The following is a 19,061-nucleotide window of genomic DNA, read 5'->3' as shown; positions in this document are numbered from 1 at the left end:
GTCGTATTCGCTGATTTTCAAGTGATGAAATATCCACTTATCAATGAAGAAATTAACAATATATTTTTTCGTTTAGTGCATGTGTTTTATATGTTTTTGACCGTTTTCGAACCATGAAAATCTAATCCGGAATGAACTTCTTCCACATAACCGGTTCGAATGACAAAATCACCAAACCGCTCTCCTTCTTTTCGTTCTTTTGCATAGTGCTGAAAAATTGGATATAACGCTTCTAAAATTTCCTTTTCCCCAATATTTTCTTTGTATAATTTATTTAAACGATTGCCGGCAAAACCGCCACCCAGATACAGGTTGTATTTTCCGGGTGCTTTCCCGATAAATCCGATTTCTGCCAAAGCCGGTCTTGAGCAGCCGTTTGGACAGCCTGACATTCGAATGACTATTTCATTCTGTTTGAGCCCGACTTCTTTTGTAATGGCTTCAATCTTTTTGAGCAGAGTCGGAAAATACCGTTCAGACTCGGCCATCGCCAATCCGCAAGTTGGGAAACCGACGCAACTCATGGAATTTTGCCATAAAGGAGATGCATATGTTCCGCCAGCTAAATGATATTGTTCTACCAGTTTCTCAATTTCTTTTTTCTTTTTTGCTGTTATATTAGCAATAATGACATTTTGATTCGGGGTTAATCGAAATTCACCGGTATGGATTTTGGCAATTTCTCTTAATCCGGTGAGAAATTGGGTCTCTTCATCGTCTTTTACCCGGCCACTTGGAATAAATAACGTTAAATGCCATTTCTTATTTCCTTTTATCCAGCCAAATTGATCTCCAGTATGGGTAAAATGGAATGGTCTTGCCTCTTCTAATTCCCAACCTAACCGATTTTGTAACTCGGTTTTAAACCATTCAATGCCTCTGGAATCAATCGTATATTTGAGACGGGCATTTTTCCGGTTGGAACGATTTCCATAATCACGTTGAACTAAAACAATTTTTTCTGCCACATCGACTACTTTATCCGTTGGGCAGAAACCGATCACACGGGCAATTTGCGGATACGTACGATAATCGCCGTGGGTCATCCCCATCCCGCCACCAACCGCAACATTGAATCCTTTTAGTTCACCATCTTCTTCAATCGCAATAAAGCCTAAATCTTGGGAGTAAATGTCTACATCATTGGAAGGCGGAATCGCAATCCCAATTTTAAATTTTCGCGGTAAATACGTAGGTCCATAAATCGGTTCAATTTCTTGACCAACGCTTGTGTCGATTACTTTTTCTCCGTCCAACCAAATTTCATGATAGGCAGGTGTTTGCGGCAGTAGATGGTCACTTATTTTTTTTGCCGCTTCATAAACCTCGTAATGAACATCCGATAAATTTGGATTCGGAGTACACATAACATTCCGATTTACATCACCACATGCGGCAAGTGTTGTAAAAAGTGCCTCATTGATTTCTTTCATTGTTTGTTTTAAGTTCCATTTCAAGACACCATGCAATTGGAACGTTTGTCTTGTCGTCAGTTTCAAAGTTCCATTCGCATAAGTAGTTGCAAGTCGATCCATTTCCAACCATTGCTTTGGGGTTGCCAGTCCCCCGGGCATCCGCACACGAATCATAAACTGATAGTCCGGTTCCAATTTTTTTCGGCGGCGTTCATCTCTCACATCACGGTCGTCTTGTTGATAGCTTCCATGAAATTTTAATAATTGATTATCATCGGGAGAAATGGCTCCGGTGATCGGGTCCTTTAATCCTTCCGCAATTGTCCCTCGCAAATAATTACTCTCCCGTTTAATCCGCTCATTATCACTAAGTTTTGTTTTATTTTGTTCCACGCTTTGTCGCCTCCCCTGTTTTAGTAAACATCTCGCTGGTAACGCTTTTGTTTTCGCATTTGATCGATATAAACAGCGGCTTGTTCACTAGTCAAACCACCCTCTTTTTCTAAAATCGTCAGGATCGTTTGATGAACATCGCGAGCCATATGCTTTTCATCTCCACACACATAAACAACAGCCCCGTCTTCCAGCCATTGATAAAATTCTTTCCTTTTTTCAAGCATTCGGTGTTGGACATAAACTTTTTCCGCCTGATCCCGCGAAAAAGCAACATCCATTTTCGTTAACACCCCATTTTTTAACCATTTTTGCCATTCAACTTGATATAAGAAGTCTGAGGAGAAATGTTGATCACCAAAAAATAACCAACTTTTCCCTGTAATTCCTTCTGCTTCACGCTCTTGCAAAAATGCCCGAAATGGTGCTACACCTGTTCCCGGCCCGATCATAATAATTGGTGTATCCGGGTTACTTGGCAGTTTAAAGTTTGGATTTTGATCCACATAGACAGACAACATATCGCCGGGTTGAATCCGCTCGGCAATTTGAGAGGAACATACACCTTTTCGATTGCGACCATGGGCTTGGAAACGGACGGCACTGATGGTGAGATGTACTTCATCCGGATTTGCTTTTAAGCTGCTGGCAATTGAATACTGGCGCGCCGGCAATTTTCTTAGAATATGAATAAAATCAACGGGTTTAAGTTGTACCGGTCGAAAATCCCGGACAAAATCAAGTAAATCCCGACCATCTAAATAAGCTTTTACTTTTTCTTCATTGCCCGGTGCTGCAAGTTTCTTTAACTCTTCATTATGAAACAGTTCAGCTGCCGCCTGAATAAATGATTTCGTTAGTCTAGTAATCTCAAATTTGGAGAGCAAGGCTTTTCGCAATGAATAAATATCACCTTCCTCGTTAATTTGCACCGATTCTTCCGGGTTCCATCCGAGTTCATTGATTAAACTGTCAACAAGTTCCGGATCATTTTCCGGTAAGATGGCTAAACTGTCTCCCGGCTCAAAAGTCAGACCGGAATCTTCCAACGATAACACAAGGTGGCGGGTTTCTTTATTCGAACCACGACCATTTAAACTAATATTTTCAAGTACTTCAGCCGGATAAGGATTCTTTTTCGAATAAACCGACTGTTTTTCCTCCAACAGAGTAGCCGCCGCTTGCTTTTCCGAAACAGATATGGCCGATGCATTTGCATTGCTTGTTTCATGTAAGACGGCAACTACTCCGCTCATCCATTGTTCTGCCGGATCCTCAAAATCAACATCACAATCAACCCTTGGATAGAGCCGTTCTCCTCCTAATTCTTCCAAACGTTTGTCAAAGTCCTTCCCGGTTTGACAGAAAAATTCGTATGACTCGTCACCTAATGCAAGCACAGAAAATCGGACATTTTCTAATTTTGGTGCCCGCTTACTATGTAAAAATTCATAAAAAGACCGGGCATTTTCCGGGGGCTCCCCTTCCCCATGGGTACTCGTGATGATTAATAAATCTTGAACTTTCTTCAAATTTTGCGGTTTAAAGTCGTCCATCGAAAATGATTGCACCGGTAATTGTTTTGCTTGTAATTTTTCAACAATCGTACTTGCCAACGATTGCCCATTGCCCGTTTCAGAACCAAACAGTACGGTTACTTCACGAGTTTGAATGGATTGTTCCATTTTCGGGGCAGCTGTTTGATCAACTTGCACGCTTTGTTCATACCCGGCAATGAACGGGTAGGACAGGAACCCGCACAACCATATTTTTTGTGCTTCGGTTAATGTCGGGATTAACCTGTTCAAATATTCTCGTTGTTCTTCATTAAATGGGCTGTTATTCACGTTAAATTGCAAAACGTTTCACCTCATCATTTCTTATGTTACAATCTATAAAACAGTATTCATATTAAAATAGTATGTTTTTAAATTATGATTATCCAACTTTGCGACAAATGAACCGGGTCTTTATTTGGATTTTTCAATTTTGCAACAAATCAAATCGGTCCTCCATTCGGTTCCCCATTTTGTTTCAAAGAACCGGATCTTTAATTCTGGTTTCCCAATTTTCCAACAAATTAATTTAGTCCCAATTTGATTCCCATTTTGTTTCAATGAACCGGTCCTCAATTCGCCGGGGTATGTAGACCGCATTCTATTTTATTAAAACCGGCCCATCTTCCGGCACGTTGATTATTTGGATCTGTAACCGGCAATGTGCACGGCTCACAACCAATGCTCGGGTATCCTTGATCATGTAAAATATTATATGGCAACTCATTTTGACGGATATATGACCAAACATCTTCCCAAGTCCAGTATATTAATGGACAAATTTTAATAGATTTAAATCTTTCGTCCTTATTGACAAAATCTGTATTCTTTCTGCTTGGAGACTGTTCCCTGCGAAGTCCGGAAATCCAAGCCGGGACTCCATACAAAACTTCTTCCAACGGCCTTATTTTTCGCAAAAAACAACATAAATCAGGCTCTGTTTTCCACAACTCCGGCCCGTACTTTTTTGCTTGTTCCTCCAAAGTCAGCTTCGGTTTTTTTAGTTGAATATTTAAACTCGGGTATTTGATTTTTACTTTTTCAATCAATTCATATGTTTCCTTAAAATGAACGCCGGTATCGAGAAAAACAATCGTTGCTTCCGGTTGAACTTTTGCAATCAGATCCACTAAGACAATTCCCTCTGCCCCAAAGCTACAGGCGTAAACAACGGAATTTCCATATGTCTCATATGCCCATTGTAAAACAGGCAACGCCCCTTTTGTTTCATCTGTAAACCGTTGATTCTTGAAAGGATCATCTGTAAAGTTATCATATAAAATCCGCTGTTCAATCATCATTTCACCCCTAAAAAAATCCCTTCTTCATTTTGATAAATAAGAAGGGATAGATTTAATCATATTCCTTCTTATCTTCCAGACATTTGTCTGCAGGAGTTGGCACAGTGTTTTTAAACCTGTTGCCGAGGTTTCTTCGGGCCTGTCCCTCCACCTCTCTTGATAAGAATATCATCTTTTCCTATAATTTTAGTATGAATTAAGTTTAAACTGTGTTATTTTAAAAGTCAATAAGTTTTTTGAAAATATGACCTATTTCCCTTTTTGACTCTTTTCTATATAGGCTAAGTACTTGCCGACAACGTCCATATCATAACATTTATACAAAACTCTTGAACCGACCACATCTTCTATTTCATTAAATAAAAAACGTCCCTCTTCATCTAAAATAAAATCAATCCCGACAAAATCAAACTGTGCAAGTTGTGCGATTTTCTTAACCAATCTCTTTTCATCGTCACTCAGTGAATACGGTTCAACCTTCCCACCTAAAGAAAAATTTGCTTTAAAGCTCTTTTCCGAATATCTTTTGACAGCTGCCAAAATTTCGTTTCCCATAACAAACACACGAATGTCAACGCCGGGATTTGTACAAACTTCCTGCAAAATAAACTCGTCACCGGAAAATGTGGCTAGTTTTTCTGTCAATTCCTTTTCGTTAGCAATGAAAAATACTTCTCTACCTCCGTGTCCGGCAACTGATTTTAAAATGAGCGGAAAATCACCGCCAAACTGCTCAACACAAAAATCATGCCGGTTTCCAATCCAAGTTTTCACAGATTTAATGCCATGTGAGTTGATAAATTGATGGGTTTTCCCTTTATGATTACAAATTTCTGTTATAAAAGCAGAATTAAACACTCGGCACCCCATCTTTTCAAAATGCGTTGCAATGATACTATTCCGGCTCCGATTAATAACAAAATTCGGTGTCACTAATCGCTTTCTTCTAGCTTCTGCGTAAAATTGTTCATCAATTCCAAGGAAAAGTTCATCCGTTAAAACAAGGCCAATCGTTAACCCATGTTCCTGTGCCCTTTCGATAAATTGTTCTGCAAACCATTGATTTTTCTTATAATCATCCCGTCCGTAAATCAGTAAACCACTATGCATTACCAATTCTCTCCAATATGTAATCAAAAATATATTCCGACACGTCGATGCCGGTGCAATCAAACACATTTTTTATATGGGCATTGGAATTCACTTCACAGATTATCGGTTCATCATTATCACCAAATAAAAGGTCAACACCGGAAAAATCCGCTCCCACCGCTTGTGATGCTTTTATGGCCAACTCCTTAAAAGTTCGCGGGGGATCGAACTTTTGCATCATCCCGCCATTTGTTACATTCGCACGAAAATCTATCTCATTGAATCTGAGCATGGAAGCCACAACTTGATCCCCAACCACATACAATCGGGCATCTTTACCGGTACTGGATGAAATAAATTGTTGGTAAAGATGAGGCCGGTATAGCAGCTGGTGCCTTTTGACGACCAATTCTTCTCGGTTTTTCACTAAATAAACTTGATCCCCAAACGAACCGTATGCTTCCTTTATAACAATCGGATAATCAAATTCCTTTTCCACTCGATCAATAAATTGGTCATTTGGATCTATCGTACCGGGAAACATCATTGGTGAAAATAACGTTTTCGGCATTCGTATTCGTTTATTTGCCAATGTTTGAAATGTAGCGATTTTATCATCACATATTTCAATGGCATTTGCATTATTAAAAAGTTGATAACCTAATCCTTCCAATTGTTTGGCCAGTCGGATATCTTTATCTAAAAATAGGATAAAATCAGGCTGAAACAAACCATCCTTTTTTACATGCAAAGAATTATCCATGACGAAACTATATATCTCGTTGTTTTTAACCGGTTGTAATTCGATTCCTTTTTTTGCTGCAGCGGATATGTACATGTGGTTAATTTCCAAAAATTTTTTAGAAATTAAACCACCGTTGTATATTAACCAACCTTTTTTATTCATAAATACATCACCTTATCTGTTCAAGCCATCTGAAATCATTATATAGAAAAAATACCACAAAGTAATCCGCAAATTTTTACTTGATCGGATGAGCGGATATTTTTTAAAAATATTGACATATATAAATTCAAAACCTATAATCATAAATAACCTGTAACTAATCCTCTGCTGTTGGATCAGTGGAGGTTTATTTTTTAAACGGAATGAAGAGAGAGGGAAAGAATCAGTGAAAAAAAGAATATTGGATTTGCAACCCTATAAACCGGGAAAATCACCCGAAGATATAAAACGAGAATATAATATTGATAAAGTCATTAAATTGGCTTCAAATGAAAATCCATATGGTTGCTCGCCTCATGTGGAAACTGCTGTTTTAAGTTCACTTCATGATACAGCCACCTATCCGGACGGTTATGCAACAGAGCTTAGGAAAAAGGTTTCCGATCATTTACATGTTGATGAAAATCAGTTGTTATTTGGAAGCGGGCTTGATGAAGTTATTCAAATCATCAGCCGTGTTCTTTTATGTGAAGGGGACAATATAATAACAGCCAATGAAACCTTTCCCCAGTACAAACATCATGCGATCATTGAAGGTGCGGAAGTTCGGGAAATCCCACTAGTCAACGGTTCTTTCGATTTGGACGGAATGTTTCAAGCGATTGATGATCGTACAAAAATCGTATGGATTTGCAACCCGAATAACCCGAGCGGAACTTATTTAAATGAAGAAACACTGGTCCGGTTTCTGGAAAAAGTTCCCCCGGAAATTGTGGTCGTCCTTGATGAAGCATACTATGAATATGTAACAGCCGATGATTATCCAAATTCTATCCCTTTGTTAACGCATTTTAATCATTTAATCGTTTTACGGACATTTTCAAAAGCTTACGGTCTGGCCGCTTTCCGAATCGGTTATGCAGTCGGCAATGCTCAACTAATCAAAAAAATCAATATTGCCCGGCTCCCGTTCAATACTTCATCATTTGCTCAACAAGCAGCCCTCGCCGCACTTGAAGACCAAGATTTTGTCAAAAAATGTGTCCGGAAAAACGCTGAATGTCTGAGAGATTTTGAACAAACTTTACAGAGACTGAATGTTGAATATTACCCGTCCCAAGCTAACTTTATCTTTGTTCGAATGGCTTCACCAATGGAACTGTTCAACTTTTTCTTGAAAAAAGGTTATATTGTCCGTCCGTTTCCAAACGGGGTTCGAATCACCATAGGGACAAAAGAGCAAAACAAAGAAGTTTTAGCCGCCCTTGAAGATTATGTGAAAGGCCATGTTTTCAACTAGAAAGGAATTTTTGCAATCATATTTTTTGATAATAAAACTTGCTGCTGATTGGACTTCAGCAGCTTTTGCATGTGCTCGATAAAAAAAGATCATTGTATGTCGAGGTTTCCTATTTAACTGTTGAAATTCATTAATATAAATGGACAACCTTATGAATTTTCAGGAAAATTTCGTTTAAGTAGCATCCACCTCCATACTGTAATAAAATGTGTTTATGAGAATACTGCGGAGGTGAGGCCATGGATCCGGTTGAAATTATGTTACATGAAAACCATGTTGTTCCCTATTACCGTCCCGTCATTAGTGCCGAAACACAATTGGTGGTTGGTTACGAAATTGAAGCATTTTTTCATGAAGAGGATGGTACCGTACAAAGTATTGACTGGTTTTTCAAAGATTTGTCCATTCCTGATGAATTTCGTCTGGAACTAAGTCGCCTTTTACTGGAAAAAGCGATCGAATATCAAATGAAAACAGATCCTTCCATGTACATATTTTTCAATTATGATACGAACTTGCTTATGAAAGATCGAGGCGAATGTTTAGAAAAATTTCTAGACATATATACCAAAAAAGGATTCGATATAAATAAACTAATCATCCAGTTAAAGGAAGAGTTTAAAACAGAAGAAATAGATTCAGTCCGAATTTTGTTCAACTATTTAAAGTCAATAGGTATTCGAATCGCTCTTGATGATATCGGTGAACGGAGCGGCAGTTTTGATCGCTTAGCATATTTGAAACCCAATGTGGTAAAAATTGATGTTGGATTTTTAAAAGATAATGATTCGCCGCATCTATACAGAGATGTACATCATTCACTATCATTACTATCCCAAAAAATCGGGGCAACTTTAATGTTCAAAAATATATCTACTTACCATCAATTAAATCATGCTTGGCGTAATGGGGGGCGATTTTATCAAGGCAATTACTTAATCAGAAGCGGACAAGATTATGTTCCCATTGATTGTTGTCAAGAAAAAATGAAGAAAGACTTCCAGTTATTTGTTAATTATGAGCGAAAAAAAATTAAGGCACAAATGACGTTGACAAATGCAATCAATCAACAATTAAAATCAATTTTAACGTCTATTCATTCGGATGATCCGCTTGATGAAACGATCTTGAAAATCGGAAAGGCATGCTCCGATTATGCATTTCGTGTGTATATATGTAATGAAGAGGGTTTGCAACTTTCCGCCAATGCTGAGAAAGATAATGACGGCAATTGGAGTTTAAAAGAGGAAATCCGTAATAAAAACTGGAGCTGGCGACCGTATTTTTTTGAAAATATCGCCCGGATGAACATAGAGAAAAAAGGCATTTTATCCGATTTATATACAGATATCGAGAAAAACGAACAAATCCGGACATTTTCCTATCCAATATCCGATACACTATATGTTTTCCTTGATATTCCTTATGCCTATTTATATGAGCAAGAAGGTCTATTGTAATATGATGAAACTTGGGGCTGTCCTAAAAGTACAACTTCTATAATTTTATTGCTAAAAGAATAGGTTCGGTTGACTTTCGTTTTGGTGGCGGACGCTTTCCGCGGGCACGGCCTCAGCCGCTTCGTCGCTCGTTTCCTCGCTCCTGCAGGGTCTTCGGCTCGCGCTGTTCCCGCAGGAGTCGCCGCCACCCTCACTTCAATTAGCCTATACAAATTGGATTAATTTTTGACTTTCTGGACAGCCCCTTCATTCATTCTGCAGCTTATGCTCAGTGGAACTTGCCGCCACTTCAGACAGCGTATAATTTGTATAATCCTTATCTCCCTCTTTCACCGATTGATCGACAACTCTCCATGACAATAATAATGAGCCCCCGATAATCCCCAGTAATGTACCTACGAATAATCCCCCGAGGGCACCTAAAATCGATGCAATAGATAAAAAGATCGTAATAATACCAAAAATAATGTTTAATCTTGTGTAAAAATAACTCAGAATTCCTATAATCGTCATTAGTCCCCCAAACAGAAGACCTAACACGACAAAATTTCCCGGGCGTAATGCCACTTCAAGCAAATGAATCGGCATATACAGAATAATTAAGCCAGCAAGGAGCGAAAATGTCGCTCCCCAAAACGGCCTGCTCATCCGCCATCTTTTAAATTTTTTTCTAAAGTTATGAAATTTGTCCATCATTAACACTCCCAGACAAACAGGCTATTAATTTTTCACAAACTCAACTTTTAATCCCGGCAATGTGACCATTTCTTGGAATAAATAATGGGTTTCAATGTTACCGTTTTTAATTGTCACCGTACTCGCCCCTTGCGTAAACCCTTTCTTAACTGCTTCAGGATCATTGGCTTCTACATAGTTTTCCGAAATATCCATTTTAGTAAACACTGCATCCCCTTGTACGAGTGCAGCTTTTTGGATTAACCCTTTAATTTCTACCGGGGTACCTTTATTACCGGCGGAAATTTTGACAGTGTACTTCCCTAAAATTGGAATATCCACATTTTTCGAAATGACCAGATCTGTAATTTTTGCATTTTGAATATCATTGACAAATACCGGTTTTACATGTGCTTAGGAATTTTTACTTGGATCACCATACAGGTCTCCATATAATTTAAAGCCGGTACCTGTCATCTCAGTAAAGGAAACATTAAACTTACCAATTCCGCCTACCCCTGCTGCGTAAACCACACCGTTAATTCCTAATGTAAAGAACACCCCCCCTAACAAAATGAAGCTTGCCAATAAAGCGGAGAAAAACCATTTTTTAGAAGTTTTTCCTGTTAAAATAGTCTCACTCATTTGAATACCTCCTCCCTCTTTTAAATGAAACCGCTTTATGTTTTCAGTTTATTATAATTATTATAAAAATATATTCCTAACTTTGTCGGTAATTTATTTTTTGGACCTACAAAGGTAGGAAACGATCAGGATAAACGTGAATTCAAAAACTAAAAACGTTTACTGTACCAAAAAATGATGAATATGATATAAATAGGTTAATAAAGGTAAAGAAAACTCGGCGAGAGCAGAGCCGTAGTTCACCGAAAAAATATAAAATTTTTTCGGCTGCGATGTATCCCGTGAAGCTTTCCTTGTGCACTTATGCGTTAGGAAAGTAGAAATTGAAAAATTTATACTTTCCTATTAGCCGAAAAATACTTTCTTCTGTCGAACATCATAAAGTTACACATACTACATTTTTGCTTTTTTTGACAGTCACCTCGTCCTAGGTTAAAATATCGGTATTTAATAATAGCTTTGGTTCAAAAACAATGAGTCTGGAAGTTCTCGGAAGCTACTGGCGTCTAGGTAACGGAGCATATTTTTTCGTACATGATAAACTCCAGAAAATTTTTCGCTTTTTTTACTTTTTGAATCACGTAAAGAAATTTTGACATGAGGTGATGGACCATGCATCAAACGGAACATATTTTACAAGCCAAAAATTACATAATGGAAAAAATAAATCTCAAGCCGGAAATCGGACTCATTCTTGGCTCCGGACTTGGCGTGCTTGCCGAAGAAATTGAACATGCGGTAACCATTCCATATGATGAAATTCCCTATTTTGCAAAGTCATCCGCCATTGGACATGCCAATGAACTTGTTATTGGAGAATTGATGGGGAAAAAAGTAGTTACGATGAAAGGGAGATTTCATTATTATGAAGGATTTACTTTGGATGAGGTTACTTTTCCCGTTCGGGTTATGAAAGCACTTGGTGTAGATTCTTTAATTATTACCAATGCCTGTGGAGCAGTTAATACGAGTTTTCAACCGGGAGATCTTATGCTCATTTCCGATCATATTAATTTGGTTGGGACAAACCCGTTGATTGGACCAAATAATGATGAACTCGGTATACGTTTTCCGGATCTCTCTCAATTGTATACACCTGAACTTCGAAATTTGGCAAAAAAGGTAGCCGCTGATTTAAACCTCCCTATTCAGGAGGGTGTATATGCATGGTGGAGCGGCCCAACCTATGAAACTCCGGCAGAAATCCGTATGATACGGACGTTGGGAGCAGATGCCGTCGGGATGTCAACCGTTCCTGAGGCAATCGTTGCCAGGCACAGTCATATGCAAGTATTGGGGATTTCATGTTTAACCAATATGGCCAGCGGAATTTTGAACCAACCGTTAAGCCATGATGAAGTTATTGATGTAGCAGGGAAAGTGAAGGTAAAATTTATTTCCTTGATAAAAGAGATTTTAAAAGAAATGAAATAAGGAATTGCCGCGGGACCCGTTTTGAAAACTTCCTTTCAATAAAGGAGTTCTTGTCTATGGGTCCCTTTTTTCAAAATTTTATTTTCGTTTTTATTCTCACCAATAAAATCAAATGCGATTGAAAAAAAGATTTGCCCGCTAGCCTCTTCATTCACACTAACTTATGCTGATACCATTTTTCCCCACGAAATCTTAAGTAAAAGACTATACCGCGGACAGACCACTCAATGATCATAGCAGCCCACACACCGATAATCCCAAACCCTAGCGTTATTCCTAAAATATAGCCAAGAACAACCCGGACAAACCACATGGAGAGCAATGCGGCTACCGAAGTAAAATTCGAATCCCCGGCTGCCCTCAATGCGGCAGGCATAATAAATGCGCCTGACCATAATATCGGTTGAGCGATAGCTGACATAAGTACGATAATAAAAATCGTATGAATAATTTCATTCGGTGCACTGAACATTTTCATCAACAAAGGGAAAAGTGGCATTAACACGGCGGATGTTACAATATAAAACAGTGATGACAAACCAATGAAAGACATAGTAAATCGCCTTGCATCGCGAATGTTTCTCCTGCCGATACATTGCCCAACGACAGTAACAATCGCAATACTGAGTGCATTCGGACCGATTTGAAACAGTAACGTAATCGAACCGGCAATTGCATTTGCAGTCAAAGCCAGCGTCCCTAATTTAACGATAAATGTTTGAGTGATCAGCTTTCCGCCATTGAAAAATAATTGCTCCGCAGCAAACGGGATGCCGATAAACATCACCTTTTTTAAAATGGAAAAATCCAAGTGTAAAGCCTCTTTGATTCGAAACCGGATCGTGTGATTATATTTTATAATATAAAGTAAGGAAGCGGCCATCCCTATGATTCTTGCCGTGATAACAGAAATAACTAAACCTAAGACGCCTAAATCAGCAATTGTGATTAGAATAACATTCAAAATCGTATTAACAAGATTCATTAGTAAAGAAAGCACCAGAACCGGTTTCGTTTCCCCAACTCCTCTTAATCCGCCGCAAACAGCTTGATAAATGGCGATGAAAGGATAAGAAAAACAACTCCCGATTAAATAAAGTTTCGCATTATGCAAAACATCTGCTTCTGCATCCCCAAACAACAAATTCAATGTAGGTCCATGAAAAATGATAACGAGGACACTAAGTAAAACGGAAAAAATGGTTACCGCTGATACTGCTTGTGTCGCAGTCTTGGTGACCATTTTCCGATTCCCGATACCTTTATATTGAGCAACGATGACCGTACCACCAGTAGCAATAGCAATAAATACGTTTACTAAAAAAATATTCAGGGAGTCAACCATATTAACGGCACTAACTGCAGCAACCCCGGCTGAAGCAACCATCGCCGTGTTCAGTAAGCTCATGAAAATTAAAAAGGCTTGGTCGACTAAAATCGGAATAATGATCGAGATAACTTCTTGATAGCGAATGGAGTCACCGGTAAAGTATTTATTTAGTAAATAGATCGTTTTTTGTTTTAATTTTGTTCGCGTACGGTTTTCATTTTGAGCCGGCAGTTGACGTCGGCTCTTTTGAATCAATTTTCTTTTATTCATTATTCAACACTTCTTTGTCACGTATTTATAAATAAAATCATTAATTTAATAATAGAACATGGACTATTAATTATAACATGTTCTATTATGGATTACAGGGGTTTTTATGAAAAATTTCGTAAGCTTTGTCTTCAAAAAATCGAGCTCCCCGTTCCGTAAATCATCTTTCCTTACTGGATAAAACATTTTCATGTAGTTTATCAAAAGTTTACTTTACTGAAATGAAAAATCAGGTTCCTGTTGAATATACTAAAAATAGAACTGGCTATTTATATATGAAAGGAGTATGAGAAAATTCCCTGTTTTCAATGACAAATTTCAGAATTTGACAGAAAAAAACATGTCTTTTGAAGATGTGTTTCAACATATTATCCGGTTTATGCAAAGTGATCCAACCGGAAACTATCGACTTATGTTCGGTACAGATTCCCAAGTTCATAAAGATGACACGAGATTCATTACCGGAATTGTCATTCAGCGTGAAAGAAAAGGAGTCTGGGCATGTATTCGTAAAGTGATTGTTCCAAGGAAAATGACAAATTTACACGAACGGATCTCTTTTGAAACAACTTTAACAGAGGAAGTGGTTTCGTTATTTACTGAAGAAAAGAAAAACCGATTGATTGATATTATCTTGCCAAATATATACAGAGGAGCCAGTTTGATCATTGAAGGACATATCGATATAGGTGCAGGTCGGAAAAATAAAACAAGAAAGTTTGTAAAAGAAATGGTTTCCCGTATGGAATCGATCGGGGTGGAACCGAAAATAAAACCGGAAAGCTTTGTCGCAAGCTGTTATGCGAATCGCTATACAAAATAACGGTAGTGTACTTGGACTTGGTGAGTTTTTAAATAGTCGCTATACAGATAACTGTATGAAACATCTAGTGTACCGGGATTGTTGGAGTTGCAAGCAGTTTTGCGAATTAATATAAAAAATAGCGGTATAACATCTGCTGTACCTAGATTGATGAGGTTTTTACAATTGATATAAAAATCATGCTTATCAGGAGTCTATCCGATCGCCATTGTGAGTACACACCGATGTAATCAGAGGACGAGAGTGGCCAAAAGTCAACTATCATTAAAAAGTCGGATAGGCTCCAATGTATTTACCAAAAAATTTCTGTGTGCAACGAATGATTTTTCTTACAATGAGATGCCTCCCCGGAATCCGCCACTTTTACTTTCAACTTTCCAATAAGAGCTAAACCTCCAATTATGAGCAGATTTAAGATATAATATTATCGATAATAATTCTAGATTGGAGCCTTGAGAAATGTTACGAGCGGAAAATCAAGCTATTGCACATTCAAATATAATCAAACAACTTGAAACAAAACAAAAAACACTATTTAGTTTAACGACACCGATTGATCCATTTGATCCGGTTGTCTTTTATAAACAGGGCACTCCAAATACAGAAGGAAAACGATTTTTCTGGAAGAGTGCTAATGAAGATTTTTATTTAGTTGGCGTTGGAGCTGCTTTACTATTTTCCAACCTGGCTAAAAAAAATCGTTTTGATGATATTCATCAATTTTGGAAAGATATCGTTCAAAATGCTGAAATAGAAGGTTCCTCCATAATCGGAACGGGACCGCTTCTTTTCGGCGGCTTTTCTTTTGACCCGGATACAGGAAAAGAACAAGAATGGAGCGATTTTGGAGACACCTTCTTTTATTTGCCAAAATACATGCTGACAGTCGTAAATGGTCAACACTTTTTAACCTTTAACCAAATCATGGATCCAGCTGGGGAAAACAAAACTTCCCAATATAAACATATAGAGGAATACATGAACGATTTATTGGCCCGGCAATCGACTGTTGCTGTTGAACAAGTCTCGATTACTTCATGTACGGAAATAGGACAAGCCGAATGGGTGAAAGCAGTTGAAGAAATTGTAAACCTGCTAAAATCCACCGATATAAAAAAAGTCGTTTTGGCAAGAAAAATGATCATTGAGTTTTCAAAATCGCCTTCCATTGCAACAGTTTTGGAACAACTAAGAAGAAACCAACCCGGTAGTTTCACGTTTGCATTAGAATCCGGTTCCAGCTGTTTTCTGGGGGCATCGCCGGAACGATTAGTGAAAAAAACCGGTGAAGAAGTATTATCCACATGTCTAGCCGGATCTGCACCAAGAAGCAAAGATCCGGGTGAAGACGAATGGCTCGGTAAGAATTTATTAAATGACGCAAAAAACCGATATGAACATCAGCTGGTTGTAAACATGATCAAAAATGCACTAAATCCCATTTGTACGAACTTAATTGTCCCGGAAGAGCCGATTTTAATGAAAACACCGGCCATTCAACATTTATATACACCAATTACAGGAAGGGCCAAAGCAGGACAATCGATTTTCAAAATGGTCGAACGGCTTCACCCAACTCCTGCCTTAGGAGGAGTACCTACGATAGAAGCATTGAAAATAATCCGTGAAAAAGAAAAAATGGATCGCGGACTCTATGCCGGTCCAATCGGTTGGACAGATTTTCGAGGCAATGGCGAATTTATCGTTGGCATACGTTCCGGCTTAATTCAAAATAACAATGCAATATTATATGCAGGTTGTGGATTAGTCCCAGATTCAAATCCGCAAGATGAATTAATCGAAACACGAATAAAGTTTCGCCCTATGCTGCATGCGCTGGGAGGAGAAGAAAAATAAATCATCAAGAAGCATTATTTTATCGATGAAATTGATTTATGAGTGGTTTGAGGAAGGAGAAAAACAATGAATCATCAAGAAGCACTAACCGAATATTTAGCCGCATTCGTTTCCGGTCTTGTTCAAGCAGGAGTAAAAGATGTTGTGATTAGTCCCGGGTCTCGCTCAACCCCTCTTGCTTTACTAATTGCAGAAAATCGCGATTTAAATGTGTATATGAATATCGATGAACGGTCTGCCGGATTTTTTGCACTCGGTATGGCAAAAGCTTCCCAAAGACCGGTTGCTTTATTATGTACATCCGGAACCGCAGCAGCCAATTATTTTCCTGCTGTTGTCGAAGCAAATCTATCAAGAGTTCCGCTAATCATTTTAACGGCAGACCGGCCTCATGAACTAAGGGATGTCGGTGCCCCGCAAGCCATTGACCAAATCCATCTATACGGAAATCATGTTCGTTGGTTTACTGACTTGGCCTTACCTGAATTTGGACAAGAACAGTACGCATTTAATACCGCTGTACGGGCGATAAAAGAAGCAACAGGCCATTTACAAGGACCGGTTCACCTTAATTTTCCATTGCGTGAACCGCTCCTACCAATACTAGAACCATATCCTTTCACTGAAAAAATAAAAGAATTGAAGATTAGTCAAGGAAATCTTACTATATCCAATGAAACAGCACGTGAAATAGCCGAGCAAATCCAACAAATTGAAAACGGTCTGATCATTGTTGGTGATATCGATAAACCTGAATTGGCCGAGGCGATCCATCAATTCGCCCAATTAACCGGTTACCCAATTGTTGCAGATCCGTTGTCCCAATTGCGTGGAAGCACAACTGCCGATTCTCAAGTCATTGATAGTTACGATGCGATTTTGAAAAATGAACAAGCTGTAAACTTGCTCAGACCGGACCTTATTATTCGCTTTGGGAGTATGCCTGTATCGAAACCGCTCACTCTATTCCTAAAAAAATGGCGGCAAACACCGCATATTATTGTCGATGGCGGTTCCGGTTGGCGTGACCCGCAAAACTTGGGAACAATGATGGTTCAATGTGATGAAGCAATATTCTGTCACACAATCAAGGCGTTTTTTACAGAAGCACGGCAGACACAATATTTTTCAATTTGGAAAGACTTAAATCATATCGCGAAGGAAACTATCGCTTCTTACTTAAAATCAATGAATGATCTTGACGAAGGAAAAGTTATTTATGAACTAGCAAAAGTGATCCCGGAAAACAGTACCATTTTTGCCGGAAACAGTATGCCGATTCGTGACGTGGATACTTTTTTCCATCAAACGAGAAAAAATATACATCTAATGGCAAATCGCGGAGCAAACGGAATTGACGGTGTCGTCTCCACGGCAATCGGAGCCGCTGTATACAGAAACCCGCTTTATCTTGTGATTGGGGATTTATCGTTTTTCCATGATTTAAACGGGCTGCTTGCCGCAAAATTGAATGATATTTCCATCAATATTATTTTAATTAACAATGACGGTGGAGGTATATTCTCATTTCTCCCGCAATCCAAGCTTGATAGACATTATGAACTGTTATTTGGGACACCAATCGGCATTGATTTTTCCTATGCGATGAAAATGTATGGCGGAGAATATTGTAAAATAACGAATTGGGGAGAATTTGACCAAGCAATTGCAGCAACGACCAAAAAAAGCGGGATTCGTGTTATTGAAGTTCAAACCAATCGGCAAGCGAATCTTGAATCCCATCGCAATATGTGGCGACTTATCGGGGAAGAAATAGACCGGTATTTTGAGGTGATGAAAAATGGTCATTAATCTAAACGGTGTCAACTATTATTACGAAATAGCCGGTCATGGGGAACCTCTAATGCTATTGCATGGATTTACCGGAGATGTTTCAACCTGGAAGCTGTCCCGGTTATCGGATTCCTTTAAAGTTATTACAATTGATATTATTGGTCATGGTAAATCGGACGCACCGGCCGATCCGAATAGATACACAATGGAAGCTGTGGCAAAAGATTTATGCGACATGTTAAATATTCTGGGCATCAACCGAATTCATTTGCTGGGTTATTCAATGGGCGGCCGGCTTGCTCTAAGTTTTAACATGTTCTATCCGGAACGTGTAAAAACATTAATTCTTGAAAGTAGCTCCCCTGGTTTAAAAACCGAGGAAGAAAGAAAAAACCGCATCCGGCAAGATGAGCATTTGGCAAATACTATTTTAGAGGACGGAATCGAGCATTTTGTCAATTATTGGGAAAACATACCGCTATTTAAAAGTCAAACCCAGTTGCCGGAACAAGTGCAAAAATCGATCCGCAAACAACGCTTAAAGAACTCCCCGCTTGGATTGGCAAACAGTTTACGGGGAATGGGTACAGGGAGACAACCTTCTTGGTGGGATCGTCTCCAGAAATGCGAACTCCCTGTACTTTTGTTAACCGGTGAAATTGATCAAAAGTTTTGCCAAATTGCCAAAGAAATGGAAGCTGACTTACCTAATTGTCAGCGCATTGTCTTCCCGAATGTCGGACATGCAGTGCACTTGGAAGACCCAGTATCATTCGAGCAATCAATTTTACGCTTTTTAAGTAAATAGA

The 19,061-nt window shown here is 38.7% G+C and carries 15 protein-coding genes, 1 pseudogene and 1 riboswitch; of the genes and pseudogenes, 7 read left to right on the top strand and 9 right to left on the bottom strand.

Annotation, left to right across the window (positions count from 1 at the left end; all coding sequences use genetic code 11):
• Positions 1-86: 86 nt before the first annotated feature.
• The 5 genes from cysI to NSQ14_RS04620 all read right to left on the bottom strand — a co-directional run bounded on the left by cysI (position 87) and on the right by NSQ14_RS04620 (position 6,664).
• A complete protein-coding gene (cysI, locus tag NSQ14_RS04640; RefSeq protein ID WP_346216946.1) occupies positions 87-1,808 on the bottom strand; it encodes an assimilatory sulfite reductase (NADPH) hemoprotein subunit in 1,722 nt (573 codons plus the stop codon).
• A 20-nt stretch (positions 1,809-1,828) separates the two neighbouring features.
• Positions 1,829-3,667 (bottom strand): assimilatory sulfite reductase (NADPH) flavoprotein subunit, encoded by a 1,839-nt coding sequence (locus tag NSQ14_RS04635; RefSeq protein WP_346216945.1) that lies wholly within the window; start codon positions 3,665-3,667, stop codon positions 1,829-1,831.
• Between the two features lie 269 nt (positions 3,668-3,936).
• A complete protein-coding gene (locus tag NSQ14_RS04630) occupies positions 3,937-4,662 on the bottom strand; it encodes a phosphoadenylyl-sulfate reductase (protein ID WP_034768579.1) in 726 nt (241 codons plus the stop codon).
• Between the two features lie 68 nt (positions 4,663-4,730).
• Positions 4,731-4,831, bottom strand: a riboswitch (SAM riboswitch).
• Between the two features lie 83 nt (positions 4,832-4,914).
• Positions 4,915-5,775 carry an ATP-grasp domain-containing protein gene (locus tag NSQ14_RS04625; protein ID WP_328186208.1) on the bottom strand — a complete coding sequence of 287 codons (861 nt, stop codon included), beginning with the start codon at positions 5,773-5,775 and terminating at the stop codon, positions 4,915-4,917.
• The gene (locus tag NSQ14_RS04620) at positions 5,768-6,664 is read right to left on the bottom strand and encodes a RimK family alpha-L-glutamate ligase (protein ID WP_346216944.1); all 897 of its coding nucleotides are present in this window, start codon (positions 6,662-6,664) and stop codon (positions 5,768-5,770) included. Before NSQ14_RS04620 ends, NSQ14_RS04625 begins: the two co-directional genes overlap by 8 nt.
• 226 nt (positions 6,665-6,890) lie before the next feature.
• On the opposite strand from NSQ14_RS04620, the gene hisC reads away from it, so the two are divergent.
• Both hisC and NSQ14_RS04610 read left to right on the top strand, forming a co-directional pair.
• Entirely contained in the window at positions 6,891-7,964 is a 1,074-nt protein-coding gene (gene hisC / locus NSQ14_RS04615; protein WP_041847645.1) for a histidinol-phosphate transaminase, read from the top strand.
• Positions 7,965-8,203: 239 nt separating this feature from the next.
• Positions 8,204-9,424, top strand: coding sequence for an EAL-associated domain-containing protein (locus tag NSQ14_RS04610; protein ID WP_346216943.1), 1,221 nt, complete (start codon positions 8,204-8,206; stop codon positions 9,422-9,424).
• A gap of 246 nt (positions 9,425-9,670) precedes the next feature.
• Here NSQ14_RS04610 and NSQ14_RS04605 read toward each other — a convergent pair whose 3' ends face one another.
• The 3 genes and pseudogenes from NSQ14_RS04605 to NSQ14_RS04595 all read right to left on the bottom strand — a co-directional run bounded on the left by NSQ14_RS04605 (position 9,671) and on the right by NSQ14_RS04595 (position 10,744).
• On the bottom strand, positions 9,671-10,117 hold the full coding sequence (locus tag NSQ14_RS04605) for a DUF6114 domain-containing protein (RefSeq protein ID WP_346216942.1): 447 nt from the start codon (positions 10,115-10,117) through the stop codon (positions 9,671-9,673).
• A 27-nt stretch (positions 10,118-10,144) separates the two neighbouring features.
• Positions 10,145-10,492 (bottom strand): annotated as a pseudogene (locus NSQ14_RS04600) (DUF6230 family protein); the annotation flags it as partial.
• A gap of 21 nt (positions 10,493-10,513) precedes the next feature.
• Positions 10,514-10,744, bottom strand: a complete 231-nt coding sequence (locus NSQ14_RS04595) for a hypothetical protein (RefSeq protein WP_346216941.1) — start codon at positions 10,742-10,744, stop codon at positions 10,514-10,516.
• A gap of 612 nt (positions 10,745-11,356) precedes the next feature.
• Here NSQ14_RS04595 and NSQ14_RS04590 point away from each other — a divergent pair.
• Positions 11,357-12,178, top strand: a complete 822-nt coding sequence (locus NSQ14_RS04590; RefSeq protein WP_346216940.1) for a purine-nucleoside phosphorylase — start codon at positions 11,357-11,359, stop codon at positions 12,176-12,178.
• Positions 12,179-12,329: 151 nt separating this feature from the next.
• On the opposite strand, the gene NSQ14_RS04585 is transcribed toward NSQ14_RS04590, so the two are convergent.
• Positions 12,330-13,778 carry an MATE family efflux transporter gene (locus tag NSQ14_RS04585; protein ID WP_082035165.1) on the bottom strand — a complete coding sequence of 483 codons (1,449 nt, stop codon included), beginning with the start codon at positions 13,776-13,778 and terminating at the stop codon, positions 12,330-12,332.
• A 286-nt stretch (positions 13,779-14,064) separates the two neighbouring features.
• On the opposite strand from NSQ14_RS04585, the gene NSQ14_RS04580 reads away from it, so the two are divergent.
• From NSQ14_RS04580 to menH, 4 genes are all read left to right on the top strand, one after another.
• Entirely contained in the window at positions 14,065-14,601 is a 537-nt protein-coding gene (locus tag NSQ14_RS04580) for a ribonuclease H-like YkuK family protein (RefSeq protein WP_034768565.1), read from the top strand.
• Between the two features lie 459 nt (positions 14,602-15,060).
• Positions 15,061-16,458 (top strand): isochorismate synthase, encoded by a 1,398-nt coding sequence (locus tag NSQ14_RS04575; RefSeq protein WP_346216939.1) that lies wholly within the window; start codon positions 15,061-15,063, stop codon positions 16,456-16,458.
• 66 nt (positions 16,459-16,524) lie between these two features.
• The gene (menD, locus tag NSQ14_RS04570) at positions 16,525-18,270 is read left to right on the top strand and encodes a 2-succinyl-5-enolpyruvyl-6-hydroxy-3-cyclohexene-1-carboxylic-acid synthase (protein WP_343190883.1); all 1,746 of its coding nucleotides are present in this window, start codon (positions 16,525-16,527) and stop codon (positions 18,268-18,270) included.
• Positions 18,260-19,060, top strand: coding sequence for a 2-succinyl-6-hydroxy-2,4-cyclohexadiene-1-carboxylate synthase (gene menH / locus NSQ14_RS04565; RefSeq protein ID WP_343190882.1), 801 nt, complete (start codon positions 18,260-18,262; stop codon positions 19,058-19,060). Before menD ends, menH begins: the two co-directional genes overlap by 11 nt.
• Position 19,061 lies beyond the last annotated feature (1 nt).

Origin of the sequence: Caldifermentibacillus hisashii (assembly GCF_039654145.1) — a bacterium.
Taxonomy (GTDB): Bacteria; Bacillota; Bacilli; order Bacillales; family Caldibacillaceae; genus Caldifermentibacillus; species Caldifermentibacillus hisashii.
This window is presented reverse-complemented; position numbering and strand designations above follow the sequence as displayed.